Below are 16720 nucleotides of genomic sequence, written 5' to 3'. Positions count from 1 at the left end.
TTATGCCTCCCTTCTTACGTTAACTAAGGTGCTATTACAACAATGACCGTTACCTAAAGGCTCAACATGGTCGTTAGTCACATGGCTGCTGCTTCCGCCTTGTTGTTCCCACCATCCATTATCTAATGAGACAACACCTTGCTTAATATGCGTCGTCACAACAGCAATGGCGCGGTGTTCACCTCGGTCATTAAAGGCGATAGCCCATTCACCGTCTTTAATTCCACGCGCTAAGGCGTCATTAGGATGAATAAGAACGTTGGGCTGATTGCGTTGCACTTCTAAAATCCATTCATTCATGCCATGGCTGGAGTGAACACTTCGGGCCAGCTTGCGTTGTACTGCCATTAATGGGTATTTTTTTGCAAGCTCTGGTGAGCCTTTTGTGGATTCTTTTACTGGATAATAAGTGACAATTGGGGAGAAATTTTTGTCTTTCCACTCTTCAATAAAAAAGTGTGCTTTTTTCGTTGAAGTACGGAAAACGCCATCTTTAAAGGGGATCCAATCGCCTTCAACTGGACGAACAGGGCCTTTTTCTAACATTTCACGAGTAATACCAGAGCCTTTAAGGCAAGCATCAATGTAGTGTTCAATAGGTTGATTAAAGACGTCACCAAAGCCAAAACGTTCTGCAAGACGGGCAAAGATCCAGTAATCAGGTTTTGCCTCTCCTGGTGGTTCGACTGCTTTTTCCATTAATTGTACATATTGGCTACGAACCCCTGCCATTAAACTGGTGTCTTCAAAAATAGTGGTAACAGGAAGCACGAGATCAGCATAAAGCGCAGTGGATGACATTAAATTATCAGCAACGACCACAAAAGGGACTTTTTTCAGCGCGTTACGCACCATATTGGTGTTAGGTAATTGTGTCATCACACCCATGGTCATTATCCACCAGAAATTAATCGGGTGAGGGCGCTCATTGACAATCCAATCTCCGACTTTTGCAACAGGAATAGGTTTGATGGGTTTTGCATTAGGTGCGGGTGGTATTATTGGGCTAAATTTCGCCATTTGACGAGCTCCACCCGCGTCACAAATTCCAGCACCTTTTTTGCCGATATTGCCAGTTAATAAAGCGAGATAAAATTGGCTAGCAGCAACATAAGCACCAAATTCAGTTCGCTGTGCGCCTGACATATTTTGTACAATCATGGCAGGTTTTGTGGTGGCATAATCACGCGCTAAACGAATAATCGTTTCTTTCGGGATATCTGTTTCTTGGCTTGTTTTTTCAATTGTCCAAGATTGTGCTTGTTGGTAAATTTGCTCAAAGACCGTTATATAATCAGCATTAGCAGGAAGTTCATCATGCGTTAACGCAGGCACAATATTCGGTGTTTCATGGTGAACACATTGCTGACTTAAGGTATCAAAAACCAGATAACTATCTTTATCATCATCAGATAGGCGCAGTAGTTTTTGTTGTGAGTCTACAAGGTACACTGCACCTGTATGCGCACGTAAAAAAGGTTTATCAGTGAGATTTTCTTCAATGATAATTTTGATCATACCTAATGCTAGCGCGGTATCGGTGCCCGGAACGATAGGGATCCACTCATCTGCTTTGGCCGCTGTTTCGTTAAAACGAGGGTCAATGACGACCATTCTGGCGCCATTTCGGCGAGCTTGATTGTAATTTTTAAAATAGGCCTGCATGGTGACGGCTGGGTTATTTCCCCAACAAAGAATATAGCGGCTGTCTTTTACGGTATCACGGGTATCGGCATAACGCAGGCCAACCATTGGGATCATTGCTGCGGTTACTGCAGAGCAGCAAAGAGAGCCTGCTTGTTTTGTTGAGCCACCTAAATAATCAAAAAAAGCTTTACCCATATCATTTTTAATCGAGTCCATATTGCCTGCATGGGTGGAGATAAATAGCCCCTCATTGCCAAACTTATCAATGGTTTCTCTGATATTCTTTTCAATAAGATCGAGTGCTTCATCCCAGCTAATAGGCTTGAATTCCGCTTTTCCTTTTTCACCCACCCGCAATAAAGGTGTGGTTAAACGATCTTTATGGTATACCCATTTGGTTCGGCTCATACCACGTAAACAGCATTTCACATTAAAGCCTTCAGTGGCTTCAATTTTGATAAGTTGTCCGTTATGTGTAAAAGCTGTTAGGTTACAGTGCAGACATTCCATCGCACAGGTTGAACGAAAGGTTTTATATTCGGATAATTTGATCCGTAGCTTCTGATTAAATAGGGGTTTATTTTCATTAACTAGACTGAACGCGTTAGGAGAAAGAGCCGCCACGCCAATGGCACCCATTCCTTTTAACAACGTTCTTCTATTTAATTCCCACTTTTGATTTTTAGACATAGACATTCTCACGCACAAGAAAAGTTAACTATATATAAACTCAATTCATATATAGTTAACCTTGAGTTAGATCATCTAAAAATAGACAAAGAAAATAATCGACAGAAAATGGTTAAAAGTCCCTATTAAAAATAAGGTTTCAGTGAAATAAACTAGTAAGAATGATAAAAAAAGAATAATGGGATATCGTCATAAAGAAAAGTAAACAACGAATAGGTGTGAAGAAAATAAATGCAGAATTCTCAAGGAGTTAACTCGGTTGATATCGCTATTACTATTCTCGAATTTATTGCGTCGAATGGAGGTATCGCCCGATCGTCAGATATTGCAAAAGCCTGTTCGCTTTCAAAAAGTCGCTTACATAAGTATTTAGTCTCACTTTGTCGCGCTGAAATGTTGTATCAAGAAAGTGAAGGAAGTCAGTATTGTTTGGGCAGTAAAATTCTCTTATTAGCCGAAGCAACGCCTAAGCCACAGTCCTTTGTTGATGAAATTAATCAGCTATTATGTGAATTTAGAGATGAACATAATATGTCTACAGGGTTGGTCATTTCGCAAGGTAATCAACTTCTTTTAACGCGATATAATCGCAGTTTTAAACATGTTGATATTGATTTTTTACCGGATACTCCTGTGCCTTATAAAGTCAGTGCTGCGGGCGCTGTTTTTGCGATCTTTAGTGATTTAGAGATTGATGCAGGTTTGTCTGAAAAACAGCAAAATACTATTCGCCAACAAGGTTTTGCTATCCGTCATGAACCTGCTGAAGGGATCCCAGGCGCACAATCTATTTCATGCCCTGTGATTAATCGAAAAGGGAAAATGGTTGCTGCCGTACTGACGATGGGATTTATTGAACCTGAAAAGCAGATAGCGCTGGGCAATGCTTTAAAAGCAAAAATGGCACAATTTACGCGTTAATTGTAGGTGAGATTTATTGAGGCACTTTGCGGTTGCAGGGCAAAGTGCCTCAAAATAGAGTGGAAATTAATCAAATAATCCTTTTGCAAGCAGATCACTTTGTTGTGAAATACCAGGTAATACAAAGTAATATCCGCCACCGAACGGTTTGATATAGCGCTCTAAGGGTTCACCATCTAACCGTTTTTGGGTATCAATAAATCCTTTTTTAAGATCATTTTGAAACGAGATAAAAATCAGTCCCATATCTAACTGACCAGATGGAGTTAATCCTAACGAATAACTGTAACTGCGTCGGCGTAGTTTTGCGCTGTAACGTTCTGGATTTCTTGGTTCAGCTCTTCGCATATGAGAATCAAATAGCACTCTGTCACCATGAGGGTCTTTTTCAAACTCAGGATCGTCCATTTCTTGCTTCATCCCAATTGGTGCACCCGTTGATCGATGGCGACCAAAGTTATTTTCTTGATCTTCAAGCGGCGTTCTATCCCAAAATTCCAAGGCAAACCGAATAAGACGTACGGCTTGATAACTTCCACCTAAACACCATTGTGGCTCTTTTTGTTTTTCCGTGATCCAAACTAGAGAATCCATTAAGGCATTATCAGAAGAAGGTGCGTTCCCTGAGCCATCTTTAAAGCCAAAAAGATTGATCGGTGTTTGCCGATTATCAATATCACGAGCAGGAAGAAAACCATCTATTTTCCATACCGCATAAACCTGGCCTGAAAGGTATTTTAAAATATCTCTTAATGCATAAATCACGCTTTCTTGACTATTGGCACAAAGTTGAAGCAAGACATCACCACCACACCATTTGGGATCTAATCGGTCATTAGGAAAGGGTTTCATCGGTACTAAGCGTTTGGGCTTTTTAGCTTGAAAACCAAAACGGTGATCAAAAATGCTATCACCCAATGCAACCGTTACGGTTAATTCATCAGGGTGTAATTGTGTGCCTAAAATTCCTGACTCTGCGGGGGGCAGATGTGGGTTTTTTCTTTGTTCTAATTCACGAGGTTGAGTCAAAAATGCAATTCGTTGCGTTAGTGTGGTAAATATTTTTTTCACTTCATCAGCGGTTGTTACGGTCAGATTAAGAGCAATTAGCGAAGCATGCTTTTGTTCTGGTGTAATCACCCCAGCCTGATGTTTTCCTAAATACGCAATAGCACGTTGATAACGAGGTACTGACGAAGCACCTTGTTTTTCTATTGCATGGGCCCCCATACTGGCGAGTAATAAACTCCCGCCTAGCCATTTTAATGTTGTGCGTTTATTGAGGTTAACGGGAGCTGTTGATAACGATTTAAAGAGAGTTTTATTTTTCATCACTGGCTTCTTTATAGTGATAATAGACATCAATATTGAGCGTGCTACGTAAATTAGCGACTTGCTCTGCTAATTGTGTGACTTGAGAAAAAAGCCAACTTTTTTCTGTTTCAGAAAGTGTATTCAAAGGCTGAAATAGCCCTTCATCACGCTGATATTTTAAAAGTAGAGCACCAATATTGTCGTATTGTTTGATCAGAGATTGATATTCAGGGGGAGGAATATGGTCAGATAAGATCGTCACAATTAAGCGCGATCCGACTAAATTTGCGTAACTATCTCCCAGATCGCTATTTGAATATTGATTTTCAATTCCGGCCAGTTTGTCAGTTAAAATAAATTCTAAGCTATCCCCTGCGGATTGAACTAATTTTGGAATGGGAATGTCTTCAATGGCTAAGCGTTTCTTTAAGTCGCTGATATCTCTTAATAGTGCTTTGGCAGACGCTGTTGCTTTTTGGGTATCTTCTAATTTAAAGAGTTGATATTCAACTAAATGAAATCCTGAAAACCGAGGTGAATGTTCTCTTTCAAGAAAGAAATCAGCACGATTATTTAATAAGCGTTCACTTGATCCAAAAAGTGCAATAATAGGGCGGATCACTTCATAATGATAATGTGCTTGTTGGTAGGCATGTTGGGCATTAACAAGCTGATTATTTTCACTATTCACAATTAATATATCGAGTGCTTTTTCAACGAGTGCTAATTGTTCAACCGCCTTTTCGCGATAATGTAAAATATCAGCTTTGAATTTATCAGGGGTAGGAATATCCCCTTTAGCAACGACAATGTTTTCACCGTCTTGAATGATACCTTGAATGATCTTTTCAGCATAAACAGGAAAAGAAAATAGCAATATCAACAGAAAGGGAGTGAGGTTTTTACCTTTTGATTTTGAGCTATTTAGCATGTTGAGCCCCTCGCTTAAATAACAGCGCAACCGCGACCCAATACACAATAAACGTGACTACGCTTAGCCCAATAGGTTGAGAGCGATAAGCGAAGAACGACACTAAGAAGTTACCAAATACGCTTGAATCATCCAGAATATGACTGATATCCCAAAGTGGATAAATCAAGAAATCAGGGAGTTCAACATCTATTTCAATCAGCAGATTTGTAATTTCTTCTACGGCTTTTAAGAGTAAAGACACGGCAAGAAAGAGCAATAAGAAACCGGTTATCGTAAAGAAATAGCGCCATGAAACGACTTTGGAAGTGAGTAAAAATAGCCAAAGTGTTAATGCGGCGACCAGTAAACCAATAAAGACTTCGATAAAGAAAGGAAGTGCTGTTTGTGTATTGAGCGCCATAATATGGCTGGATAGAAAAACGACAACTTCACTGCCTTCTCTAGCAATAGCAATGGCGATAATTAGTAAGATACCCCACGCACTTTGCTGTTGTGTTTTTTGAGCGAGTTCATTTTCTATATTGGTTTTTAATGACTTCCCTTGCCCGTTCATCCAGTAAACCATTTGAACGATAAGTATACAGGCGAGTATCTCCATAATAATCATAAACAGAGATTGCCACATATCTTCTAACGAACTAAATACGCCATAAATACTCAGGGCCAGAATAATGGCAAGGAATATGCCTAAGCCGACCCCCCCCCATAGATACTTCATGCTTTGTTGTGGTGTTGATGAACGCTTTATCCAGGCATAAATAATCCCAATAACCAACAGTGCTTCAAAGCTTTCTCGCCAAACAACAAACAGAACTTGTCCCATAATTACTCTGCCTTTTCAGTTGCAATAATTTCACCCTGAGGATGAGATAGGTGAAAATCATCAAAGAAAGTGTAACGACCGGGTTTTAATGGTGCGATTACAACGACAGAATTTGCACCTGGCGCTAATACTTTTTCTTTACGTAACTGTGTGCTTTCAAACTCAACAGGGCTGGTGCCTGTATTACGAATTTTTATTCTAATGGGGGTTTTAGCAGGCACGTCGAGGACTTGAGGAATAAGTGCGCCATCTTTCATTTCTAGTTCAACGGTGTACTTTTCTGCGGCAAAAACAGAGGTTGTCACCATGAATAGCAGTAATAGTGTGTATTTATAGAGATGTTTAATCATCAGTGTTTCACTTAAAAAAGAGAAAAGGGATAAACCTACTTTGTTGGGCTTATCCATTATCAAACTAATTAATAACTGCCTTTACGACCAGTACCGCTGTAGGTGAAATCCCATGACACTTCAAAAGGTTCAAACCAAGGTGCTACACCTGTTTCTTTGTCAATATGACGACCAAAAGCAATATCTTTATTGTATGAAGGTGGGTAAATCTTATAAGTAACGTTATATTGACCGTTACCCTCTAGCTTCAAGTTTTCACCATAATGAGCACCATCATTGGCAACCATTGCCATGAAAACACCTTGTTGTTTTTTTGCGGGGGCATCAGATTTTGTTACGGTGTATTCGACAGTGAGATAAGGGATCCAATCGCCTTCAGCAAAGCCATTAGGATTATCTTCAGTGGCATGAATATCCGCTTCTAAATGGATGTCCGCTTTGTCGGCAGCCAAATGGTTCATCGCATGATGACCTTCTTCGGTATCCATTGTAATAGGTTGAAGATAAACCCCTTGAATTTCCATACCATTTTTAATAATAGGATGGCCTACGGGATACTCTAGAGCGAAAGCAGAAGTAGAGAGAAATGATAATGCAGTAAAAGAGAGCGCATAACGATATTTCATGTTTAATCCTTATTATTGAATGATAATTGTTATTATTCTTAATAAGGTTAACACAATTTGTATTAGAAATAGGAGATAATCTATATGAAAAATATCGCTTAAGTTTACGAGAAATTAAGTGAAAATAGCATTAACATTTTCTTTTATAAAAGAAAAAAAATTGGTGTTCTAAATAGAAAGGATAAATAAAATTGATATCTTCAGGTAATAATACTTAATAAAATCATCCAATTAAGAATGATATATGGAAATCTTATTTATCGTAGCTGAAAGATAAAAAGTCCGATTTCCATACGCAGCATTAAATTTGGCTCTGAGCACTCCAAAATTGTTTAGATTGCGTGAGAGCAATAGCAGAAACTTGTTCTTCATTTGGAGGTAAAAAAAACGCAGGGGTCACTTTCAGCTCTTGGGCAATATGAAAGAGCATATCAACATCAATTTTACACAGCCCATTCTCGTAACGTGAAAATTGTTGTTGGCTAATACCGACTCGTTCAGCGACAACTTTTGCTGATAAGCGGAGTTGCTGGCGTTGTTTACGAATTTTGTGCCCAATAATTTGAGAAATGGGATAAATCTTTGACATTAGTGACCTCATTCTTCCTATCAACCACCAATAATATCCAATATTTTGAATATCAAGTTTCTGTGATGGATCTTCAAAATAAACAAGCACTCCGGCTTGAATGAGTAAAATCCACACTACTGTGTTATCGGTTAATTGGATGAATTATTTATACCCTTCATGGTATAAGATGATATTAATTTTCATTAAACTATTTTGATATCAATCTTTTTTCTAGCAGGATAATCGAGAATAATTTGATAAACAGTGCTATATATTGCCTAAACACGGTTTTCTTTGTTATTTGTGCTCGCATTTATGATTAATAAAGAGTAAATAATGCAGTTATAACAAAAAAGATAAAACCCTCTTTGACTGTGTTTATACTCGAAAATACCTTTTATGTGATTTTTATAATGGGTTATTTTTGAGTTTTTTTTTGTCTCTTCTCGGTTTCCTTCTTAAATTGATGTTAAATCCAAACACCTATTTTCTCTTTATTGAAATTTATAAAATTACATTCACATCTAATAGTCTACGGCGTTAAGATTGTTATCTATGATACTTAGGCAGATTATAAGTATTACAGGGTAATTATTTATTTATCGTCAAGGTCGAGATTATGAATGTAAAAGATATCATTCGTCATGAACCATTTGGAACATTGCTAGGTTATGCACCTGGTGGTGTTGCGATTTACTCCTCAGATTACAGCAGTATTGATAAAGAAGACTACGCCGCTAATGATTCATTTCGTAGTTATATTGGTAATGAATATATGGGGCATAAATGGCAGTGCGTGGAGTTTGCGCGCCGTTTTCTTTATTTACATTACGGAACTGTATTTACTGATGTGGGAATGGCTTATGAGATCTTCTCTCTGCGTTTTTTACGCAAAACCATTGATGACGATATATTGCCATTACAAGCGTTTGCTAATGGCAGTAAACAGCCTCCCAGTGTCGGCGCATTACTGATTTGGCAAGACGGGGGAGAGTTTAAGGTCACGGGACATGTTGCGATTATTACTGAAGTCTATGAAGATAAAATTCGTATAGCAGAACAAAATGTGATCCACACTCGATTACCAGCAGGCCAACAGTGGACACGAGAATTACCGCTTCAGGTGAGTGATAACGGTTATTTTATTCAAGATACTTTTAATAATACAACGCTTTTAGGTTGGATGATCCAAACTGAGCCTAATGCTTATTGTCTGCCTGAACCTAAAATTGCGCCTGAATTGTTAGCCATTCATGCTGCAAAACTTGAAAATAAAGAGCAGTTTGAAGGCAAATGGTTAGATGAAAATGTGCCATTAGAAAAAGCGTATGTCTTAGCACAACACGGCCATATTATTAATCAAGATAGTTATGAATACTTCACTATTTCAGAAAGTGCGGAGCAAGAACTTATTCGCGCGAGTAATGAAATGCATTTGATGTATTTACATGCAACAGAAAAAGTGTTGAAAGACGATAATTTATTGCGTTTGTTCGATATTCCAGAAGTGTTGTGGCCTCGTATTCGCCTGTCATGGCAAAACAGACGTCATCAAATGATCACAGGACGATTAGATTTTTGTATGGATGAACGTGGTGTCAAAGTTTATGAATATAATGCAGATTCCGCCTCTTGCCATACAGAAGCGGGCTTAGTTATTGAAAAATGGGCACATCAAAGTGGTCTCAAAGAGGGCTTTAATCCAGGTGAACGCTTACTTGACGCATTAGCTGATGCTTGGAAACACAGTGATGCTAAGTCTTTTGTACATATTCTCCAAGATGATGACAGTGAAGAAGATTACCACGCTCTTTTTATGCAACAATCGCTGACACAAGCAGGGTATGACAGTAAAATTTTACGTGGATTAGCTGAACTTCATTGGAATAGTCGCGGTCAATTAATTGATGCAGACAAGCGTATTGTTGAATGTGTTTGGAAAACATGGGCTTGGGAAACGGCGTTAGATCAACTCAGAGAAGAGAGTGAACAACAAGCACTTATTCCTATACGTACTGGACATCCCGAGGATGAAGTACGTTTAGTCGATGTACTTTTGCGTCCTGAAATTACAGTTTTTGAGCCTCTTTGGACACTTATTCCTAGTAATAAAGCAATTTTACCAGTTTTATGGCAACTGTTCCCTGATAATCCTTATTTACTAGATACGGATTTTAAAGTGACTCCTCATCTTGCACAAAGTGGTTATGCAGTTAAACCGATAGCAGGTCGCTGTGGTAATAATATTGGTTTGGTTGATCATCAAGATAATATTTTAGATGAAACCCATGGACAGTTTGAGCACCAAGAAAATATTTATCAGGAATTATGGTGTTTACCTAACGTTGCAAATCGTTATATCCAAGTTTGTACCTTTACTGTTGGTGGGCATTATGGTGGTTGTTGCTTACGTTCAGATCCCACATTAGTGATTAAAAAAGAGAGTGATATTGAGCCATTAATGGTGATTGAAGATAAACACTTTTTGGCAAAACAAGGTAATTGAGTCTTGGTCATAAATAATAGCCCGCCTAATTGGCGGGTTTGTTTTAAATAACAGTCAATTTTGAGGTGAATAATAAAAATGATAAAAACATTCTTAACCCTTGATGCGTTATTGGCATCACTCTCAACACTTGAGTCGAATGAATGGATATATACTGAAATTGCAACATGGAATAGTCATCCTGATCAGGCCATTTTTTATTACATTCCTTGGGATTACCTACAAGAATTACCTGATGATGAGATCTACCTTGATGATGAAGGTATGGAAATGCCAAAGATTGTAGAAGATAAAAACTTACGAGGCTGGATGGTTATTGATGATCTCGCATTGTTTTATCAAACACAGCAAGCACAACAAAAAACGTTACAGTGGGTTATCGACGAGATTAACTATTACCGAGAAAATGATGCATTCCGATGTTTGAGTTAGATTTTTATATTTTACTTTTAACAATAAAATATAAAATCATTAATTTTAATTTTTTGATAAATAATGATTTTATATGTATTTATTGGTTTTAATAAAGAATGTTTTCAATATTGGGCCAATCATCAGCATAATGATCCGTCATTAATAAAAAACATTCAGCAACAGCACGATTTAAAGATCTATGTTCAACGGTATCTTTTTCCACTGAAGTGACTGACCATACTTTGTATTCTTGGTGGTAAGTGCATGTCATCTCGCAGTCTTCTAATAAAGAAAGTGCATCATCAGCATTTTTGAGTAAATCAAATTGTTTCTGTTCTGGCTCTAAAGAGCTCCAAACTTTTTCAGTTTCTGTATCAAATTCGATTTCATAACCATAACGACGATAGATGGCAGCGACATTAATTTGAAAATCAGTATAGTGGCTATAACGATGAACAGGGGGGTGATAGGTATTTGGTTCTGCTGTTTTTCGTGTATTTTTATAGTCTTGAATGTGTTCTTCACGGGTTTGTGCACGCTGATAGCCCGCGTCTCCAAATTCTAAAATGCGTGCTTTACGATAAACGTCACTAAAATCCAGCACTGCCGCACCATAATAAAGCCCTTCGTCTGTTTTCACATCCAATAAGTCAACTAAGATATAACGTTTATTCTCCGTGAGTTGTTCTTTATTTAAGATGGTTAAACCTGCATATTCTGCAATAGCGACTATCTGTTGGGTTGAAAAGGTCATTTCTTTCATCGGATTTTCCTTAGGAAATCACATGCCTTCCTTGATTTGCTTTTTAAGCCATTGGATAAAAAGCTGCACCTTGGCATTATTTTTTTCATTTCGAGTGACAAGATAATAACGTTGAGCACAGAAAAGTTCACTATTATCAAAGGGAATAATTAACGTTTTACTTGCTAATTGTTTTTGTACTAAACGCTTTCTTCCCATCGCTACACCTGAATGATTAGCCGCGGCAATAACGGCAAGATCAGAACGGTCAAAACAGATATTACTGCGATTAGGAAAGAGAGAAAGCCCCATATATTCGCTCCAAGCCCGCCACTCATCAAAATCAGAGTTATTACTCCAAGCTTGTCTGTCATGCAACAACGTACAATTGGAAAGATGATGAATATTACCTATAAGCTCATGTTTCTTTGCATATTCAGGGCTACAAACAGGAATAATTGATTCGGAAATTAAATCTTCACAATAAAGATTTTGTAGCTGTTTATCATCAAAATAAATAGCGAGATCAACGCCATAACCCCGAAAGTTAATATCATCATTTCCCGTAAGTAGGTTTAATTCAATGGATGGGTAGCGTTCAGTAAAATCAGCAATGCGGGGGACTAGCCAACATTGTGCAATAGAAGGACGCGAATAAACGGTTAATATGCCTGAAACTTCTTGGTTATGAATATCTAAAATTTCTTGGTTAATATCTTCTAGTGTTTTTTTAAGCGCCCAATAAATACGTTCACCTTCTTCAGTTAACTCAATACGTCGATGAAAACGGTCAAATAACTTAATACCCAATTCTTCTTCTAATGTATTTATACGATGGCTAATGGCGCTGGGTGTTAATGATAGTTCTTCGGCCGCTAAAGCAAAGGATAGATGGCGACCCGTTGCTTCAAAAGTGTGAAGTCTTGCTAATTGATAACTTGATAATCGTTTATTTCGTAAAATCACGCTAGAGGATTCAAACATTTTATTATTCTCATTTTCTTATTAATAGTAACTTATGGTAATAATCAAGGTAATGTTAATATGAAATACGGTGCCCTTACTCATCAAAATGTGATTATTTGTGGTTGTGATCACTTATTTGAGTTAACTGAGTTCATCTTAGTGTAAATTTTCATCATTTGTAAGTGTCGAATGATTAATATTCAATATGTTTAACAATAAATAAAATATTTGGGATGGATATATGGATTCAACGTTATGGGTGCTGGGTACTCTTATTATTAGTATCTTGCTCATTGTTTTTACTATAATAAAACTTAAGTTTCACCCATTTCTAGCCTTACTATTGGCAAGCTTCTTCGTAGGTACAGCGATGAAGATGAATCCATTAGAAATGGTTAATGCAATTGAAGGTGGTATTGGCGGTACATTAGGATTTTTAGCAGCAATTATTGGGTTAGGAACGATCTTGGGTAAAATGATGGAAATATCAGGTGCCGCAGAACGCATCGGTATTACATTACAAAAATGCCGTTGGTTATCTCCAGATGTTATTATGGTATTGGTTGGTCTTATTTGTGGTATTACACTCTTCGTTGAAGTTGGTGTGGTATTACTTATTCCACTGGCTTTCTCTATTGCGAAAAAAACAAATACTTCATTATTAAAATTAGCCATTCCTTTATGTACTGCATTAATGGCCGTTCACTGTATTGTTCCGCCTCATCCTGCTGCACTGTTTGTGACGAATGAGTTAGGCGCTGATATGGGAACTGTAATCGTTGCAGGTCTTGCTGTCGGTTTAGCTGCCTCTTTAGTGGGGGGACCTGTATTCTTGAAAATATTAGGTGATCGCTTACCGTTCAAAACTGTACCTGAAGAATTTTCAGATATGGAAGTGCGTGAAGAAAAAGATTTGCCTTCATTAGGTGCAACTCTTTTTACCGTTTTACTGCCAATTGTTCTGATGCTGATAAAAACAGCCGCAGAATTAAATATGACAAAAGGGACTTCGCTTTATACCGCATTACAGTTTATTGGTAACCCAATTACTGCCATGTTTATTGCTGCATTTGTTGCTTATTATATTTTAGGTATTCGCCGTAATATGGGCATGAATATCTTATTGAAGAAAACAGAAGATAGCTTTAGCTCTATTGCCAACATCCTATTAATTATTGGTGCGGGTGGTGCTTTTAATGGCATTTTAAAAGGCAGTGGTTTAAGTGAATCTTTAGCATTAATCCTATCCAATCTGGATATGCACCCAATTTTATTGGCTTGGTTAGTGGCAATTATCCTTCATGCGGCCGTGGGTTCAGCCACGGTTGCGATGATGGGTGCTACGGCAATTGTTGCCCCTATGATGCCTTTATATCCAAACATTAGTCCTGAAATAATTACATTAGCAATTGGTTCAGGTGCTATTGGCTGTACCATCGTCACAGACTCACTGTTTTGGTTAGTGAAACAGTATTGTAATGCAACTTTAAGTGAAACTTTTCGTTTTTACAGTGTCGCGACCTTTATTGCCTCCTTTGTCGCATTAGGCGGTACATTTATGCTTTCTTTTGTCATATAAAAGAGAACGACTATGACCCATATAGATATAAATAAACTTATAAATGATTTTCCACTAGTTCGTGACTTAGTGGACTTAAAAGAAGTGGTTTGGTTTAACCCAAAGGTAACCACCACTGCCCAGGGACTTCCTTATGTTGGTTTAACGCAAGATGACGTTATTGATGCGCAAGCAAGATTACAACGTTTTGCACCTTATTTAGCAAAAGCATTTCCAGAAACAGCGGTTACTCAAGGAATTATTGAATCAGAAGTGGTTGATATTCCTAAGATGAAAATTGCTCTTGAAAAGCGTTATAACACAACCATTAGCGGTCAGTTGCGTTTGAAAAAGGATAGCCATTTACCGATTTCAGGCTCAATTAAAGCGCGAGGTGGAATTTATGAAGTATTAACGCACGCTGAAAAATTGGCAATAAACGCGGGATTACTGAGTACAGATGATAATTATGAAAAATTATTCTCTGATGAATTCCGTCAATTTTTTAGCCAATACAGTATCGCGGTGGGTTCAACAGGCAACTTAGGTATGTCTATTGGGATCATGAGTGCGAAGTTAGGCTTCAGTGTAAGTGTTCATATGTCTGCTGATGCACGTCAGTGGAAAAAAGATAAATTACGCTCTCATGGCGTTAATGTTGTTGAATATGAACAAGATTACAGCATTGCGGTAGAAGAAGGTCGTAAAGAAGCTGAGAAAGATCCTAACTGTTTCTTTATTGATGATGAAAACTCAAAAACCTTATTTTTGGGTTATGCCGTTGCTGGATTACGTTTAAAACGTCAGTTTGAAGAACAAGGTGTTCGTATTGATAGCGAACATCCTCTGTTTGTTTACCTGCCTTGTGGTGTTGGTGGTGGCCCTGGTGGTGTTGCGTTTGGGCTGAAATTGGCATTTGGTGATGCAGTACACTGTTTATTCGCAGAGCCAACACATTCACCTTGTATGTTACTGGGCGTTTATACTCAGTTACATGAAGGCGTTTCAGTACAAGAAATTGGTATCGATAACGTGACGGCGGCGGATGGCCTTGCTGTCGGTCGCGCATCAGGCTTCGTGGGGCGTGCAATGGAGCGCTTAATTGATGGTTATTACACCATTGATGACCAAGCACTTTATGATTTATTAAGCCTATTGAACAAAGAAGAAAGCATCAAGTTAGAACCTTCAGCTTTAGCGGGAATGGCGGGGGCTGTACATGTCACTCAAGCTAAAGATTATCTGCACGGTTTATCGCTAGACAGTCAAAAAATGCAAAATGCAACGCATTTAGTATGGGCGACTGGTGGTGGTATGGTGCCGGCAGATGAAATGCAAAAATATCTCGCTCAAGGAAAATAGAGCGCAGATCGGGTGCGATGAGTTTTTTCTTTAGCACCCAGATAAAAATAAAAGGGAGTAGTACAAGTATCCGTAATAGTTATATAAAACAATAATATAGTAGCAATGTGTTATACCAAGTGTTACATCAAACATTCACACCAGGATGTCACACCAGGGGAATATGTCGTAGTGTTATAATTATAAAAAAAGAGGCACCCATTGGGTGCCTCACTCATTGATACCGTTAGAATGCTTCTGTTTATTCTAAAATAAACATGCCATAAGGGTGGATTTGCAGATAATAGCTGTCACCTTCATTAGGCTGAAGTTGTGTCGCATTGACTTGTAATAGCAAAGTCTGATTTTGCCATTCAACGGTTACCTCATACTGAGGCCCCATATAAGCCACATGCACGATTTTACATTGCTGGCAGGCATCGCCTTGTTGGGATAACGTAATTGCTTCTGGTCTAACACCCACTCTCACGTCTGTTTTTGTGGTGTTAAAGGTATCAGGCTTAGGTAAGCGATATTGGAAAATATCAACATAATCAGGGCCTAATGTGGCTGGGAATAAGTTTGCATCTCCCATAAAGCTTGCCATAAATTCAGATGCAGGTTGGCGATAAAGCGTTTGTGGTGAGCCTAATTGCATTATCTTGCCTTTATTCATCACCAATACCATATCAGAAACCGCAAATGCTTCACTTTGGTCATGGGTTACGTAAAGAGAAGTGATATTAAACTGTTGCTGTAATTCACGAATTTTCTCTCTCATACTACGACGTAAGTTAGCATCAAGGTTACTCAGAGGTTCATCAAAAAGCAGTACTTTAGGCTTTAAAATTAAGGCGCGAGCTAAGGCAACTCGTTGCTGTTGCCCCCCTGAAATTTGGTCAACAAAACGATCTTCAAAACCTGCTAAATCCACCAACTCTAAGGCTTCAGTCACACGCTGTTTGATTTCTGCTTTAGGACGGCCCAACATTTTTAAGCCATAACCAATGTTTTCCCCTAATGACATATGAGGGAAAAGGGCGTAAGACTGAAACACCATACAGATATCGCGCTGTTGGATAGAGCGATCTGTCACATCTTCACCATCAATAAAAATTTTACCTTCTGTCGGTTTTTCTAACCCGGCAACTAAGCGTAAAACCGTCGTTTTACCGCAACCTGAAGGCCCCAATAATGAAACCATTTTGCCTTGTGGAATAGACAGGCTGAGATCTTCAATGACCGTATTAGTGCCAAAACGCTTAACGACATTTTTCAGTTCAACGAAATGTTGTTGTGTCATGATTTGTACTCCGT

At 38.4% G+C, this 16720-nt stretch carries 15 protein-coding genes; 5 read left to right on the top strand and 10 right to left on the bottom strand.

The features are described from left to right. Nucleotides 1-2337, bottom strand: coding sequence for a molybdopterin-dependent oxidoreductase (locus INT04_RS04025; RefSeq protein ID WP_193014862.1), 2337 nt, complete (start codon nucleotides 2335-2337; stop codon nucleotides 1-3). A 231-nt stretch (nucleotides 2338-2568) separates the two neighbouring features. On the opposite strand from INT04_RS04025, the gene INT04_RS04020 reads away from it, so the two are divergent. Next, the gene (locus INT04_RS04020) at nucleotides 2569-3258 is read left to right on the top strand and encodes an IclR family transcriptional regulator (RefSeq protein WP_193014861.1); all 690 of its coding nucleotides are present in this window, start codon (nucleotides 2569-2571) and stop codon (nucleotides 3256-3258) included. 66 nt (nucleotides 3259-3324) lie between these two features. Here the strand turns inward: INT04_RS04020 and efeB are convergent, their stop codons facing one another. The 6 genes from efeB to INT04_RS03990 all read right to left on the bottom strand — a co-directional run bounded on the left by efeB (nucleotide 3325) and on the right by INT04_RS03990 (nucleotide 7894). Further along, nucleotides 3325-4590, bottom strand: coding sequence for an iron uptake transporter deferrochelatase/peroxidase subunit (gene efeB, locus INT04_RS04015; RefSeq protein ID WP_193014860.1), 1266 nt, complete (start codon nucleotides 4588-4590; stop codon nucleotides 3325-3327). Continuing rightward, the gene (locus INT04_RS04010; protein ID WP_193014859.1) at nucleotides 4580-5503 is read right to left on the bottom strand and encodes an EfeM/EfeO family lipoprotein; all 924 of its coding nucleotides are present in this window, start codon (nucleotides 5501-5503) and stop codon (nucleotides 4580-4582) included. Before INT04_RS04010 ends, efeB begins: the two co-directional genes overlap by 11 nt. Continuing rightward, the gene (locus tag INT04_RS04005; RefSeq protein WP_193014858.1) at nucleotides 5493-6329 is read right to left on the bottom strand and encodes an FTR1 family iron permease; all 837 of its coding nucleotides are present in this window, start codon (nucleotides 6327-6329) and stop codon (nucleotides 5493-5495) included. The genes INT04_RS04010 and INT04_RS04005 overlap by 11 nt, the downstream gene beginning before the upstream one ends. Before the next feature lie 2 nt (nucleotides 6330-6331). Further along, nucleotides 6332-6679 carry a cupredoxin domain-containing protein gene (locus tag INT04_RS04000; protein WP_193015050.1) on the bottom strand — a complete coding sequence of 116 codons (348 nt, stop codon included), beginning with the start codon at nucleotides 6677-6679 and terminating at the stop codon, nucleotides 6332-6334. A 68-nt stretch (nucleotides 6680-6747) separates the two neighbouring features. Continuing rightward, nucleotides 6748-7305 carry an iron transporter gene (locus INT04_RS03995; protein WP_193014857.1) on the bottom strand — a complete coding sequence of 186 codons (558 nt, stop codon included), beginning with the start codon at nucleotides 7303-7305 and terminating at the stop codon, nucleotides 6748-6750. 301 nt (nucleotides 7306-7606) lie between these two features. After that, on the bottom strand, nucleotides 7607-7894 hold the full coding sequence (locus INT04_RS03990; RefSeq protein WP_036932801.1) for a helix-turn-helix domain-containing protein: 288 nt from the start codon (nucleotides 7892-7894) through the stop codon (nucleotides 7607-7609). 601 nt (nucleotides 7895-8495) lie between these two features. On the opposite strand from INT04_RS03990, the gene gss reads away from it, so the two are divergent. Together gss and INT04_RS03980 are read left to right on the top strand one after the other, a co-directional pair. Then, on the top strand, nucleotides 8496-10382 hold the full coding sequence (gene gss, locus INT04_RS03985) for a bifunctional glutathionylspermidine amidase/synthase (protein ID WP_193014856.1): 1887 nt from the start codon (nucleotides 8496-8498) through the stop codon (nucleotides 10380-10382). A gap of 78 nt (nucleotides 10383-10460) precedes the next feature. Next, a complete protein-coding gene (locus tag INT04_RS03980) occupies nucleotides 10461-10814 on the top strand; it encodes a hypothetical protein (protein WP_193014855.1) in 354 nt (117 codons plus the stop codon). Between the two features lie 88 nt (nucleotides 10815-10902). Here INT04_RS03980 and INT04_RS03975 read toward each other — a convergent pair whose 3' ends face one another. Together INT04_RS03975 and dsdC are read right to left on the bottom strand one after the other, a co-directional pair. Further along, nucleotides 10903-11559: a hypothetical protein gene (locus INT04_RS03975; RefSeq protein ID WP_193014854.1), complete on the bottom strand. Its 657-nt coding sequence runs from the start codon at nucleotides 11557-11559 to the stop codon at nucleotides 10903-10905. A gap of 18 nt (nucleotides 11560-11577) precedes the next feature. After that, complete coding sequence (gene dsdC / locus INT04_RS03970) at nucleotides 11578-12522, bottom strand: DNA-binding transcriptional regulator DsdC (RefSeq protein WP_193014853.1); 945 nt, start codon at nucleotides 12520-12522, stop codon at nucleotides 11578-11580. A 223-nt stretch (nucleotides 12523-12745) separates the two neighbouring features. Here dsdC and dsdX point away from each other — a divergent pair, with 223 nt between their 5' ends. Both dsdX and INT04_RS03960 read left to right on the top strand, forming a co-directional pair. After that, a complete protein-coding gene (gene dsdX / locus INT04_RS03965; RefSeq protein ID WP_193014852.1) occupies nucleotides 12746-14083 on the top strand; it encodes a D-serine transporter DsdX in 1338 nt (445 codons plus the stop codon). Nucleotides 14084-14095: 12 nt separating this feature from the next. After that, on the top strand, nucleotides 14096-15424 hold the full coding sequence (locus INT04_RS03960; protein WP_193014851.1) for a D-serine ammonia-lyase: 1329 nt from the start codon (nucleotides 14096-14098) through the stop codon (nucleotides 15422-15424). A 241-nt stretch (nucleotides 15425-15665) separates the two neighbouring features. On the opposite strand, the gene fbpC is transcribed toward INT04_RS03960, so the two are convergent. Continuing rightward, the gene (gene fbpC, locus INT04_RS03955) at nucleotides 15666-16706 is read right to left on the bottom strand and encodes a ferric ABC transporter ATP-binding protein (protein ID WP_193014850.1); all 1041 of its coding nucleotides are present in this window, start codon (nucleotides 16704-16706) and stop codon (nucleotides 15666-15668) included. Nucleotides 16707-16720: the final 14 nt, after the last annotated feature.

The organism is Proteus sp. FME41 (assembly GCF_014897315.1).
In the GTDB taxonomy this organism is placed as follows: Bacteria; Pseudomonadota; Gammaproteobacteria; order Enterobacterales; family Enterobacteriaceae; genus Proteus.
The sequence above is the reverse complement of the archived record's forward strand: the minus strand, read 5'-3'. Positions and strand labels throughout refer to the sequence as shown.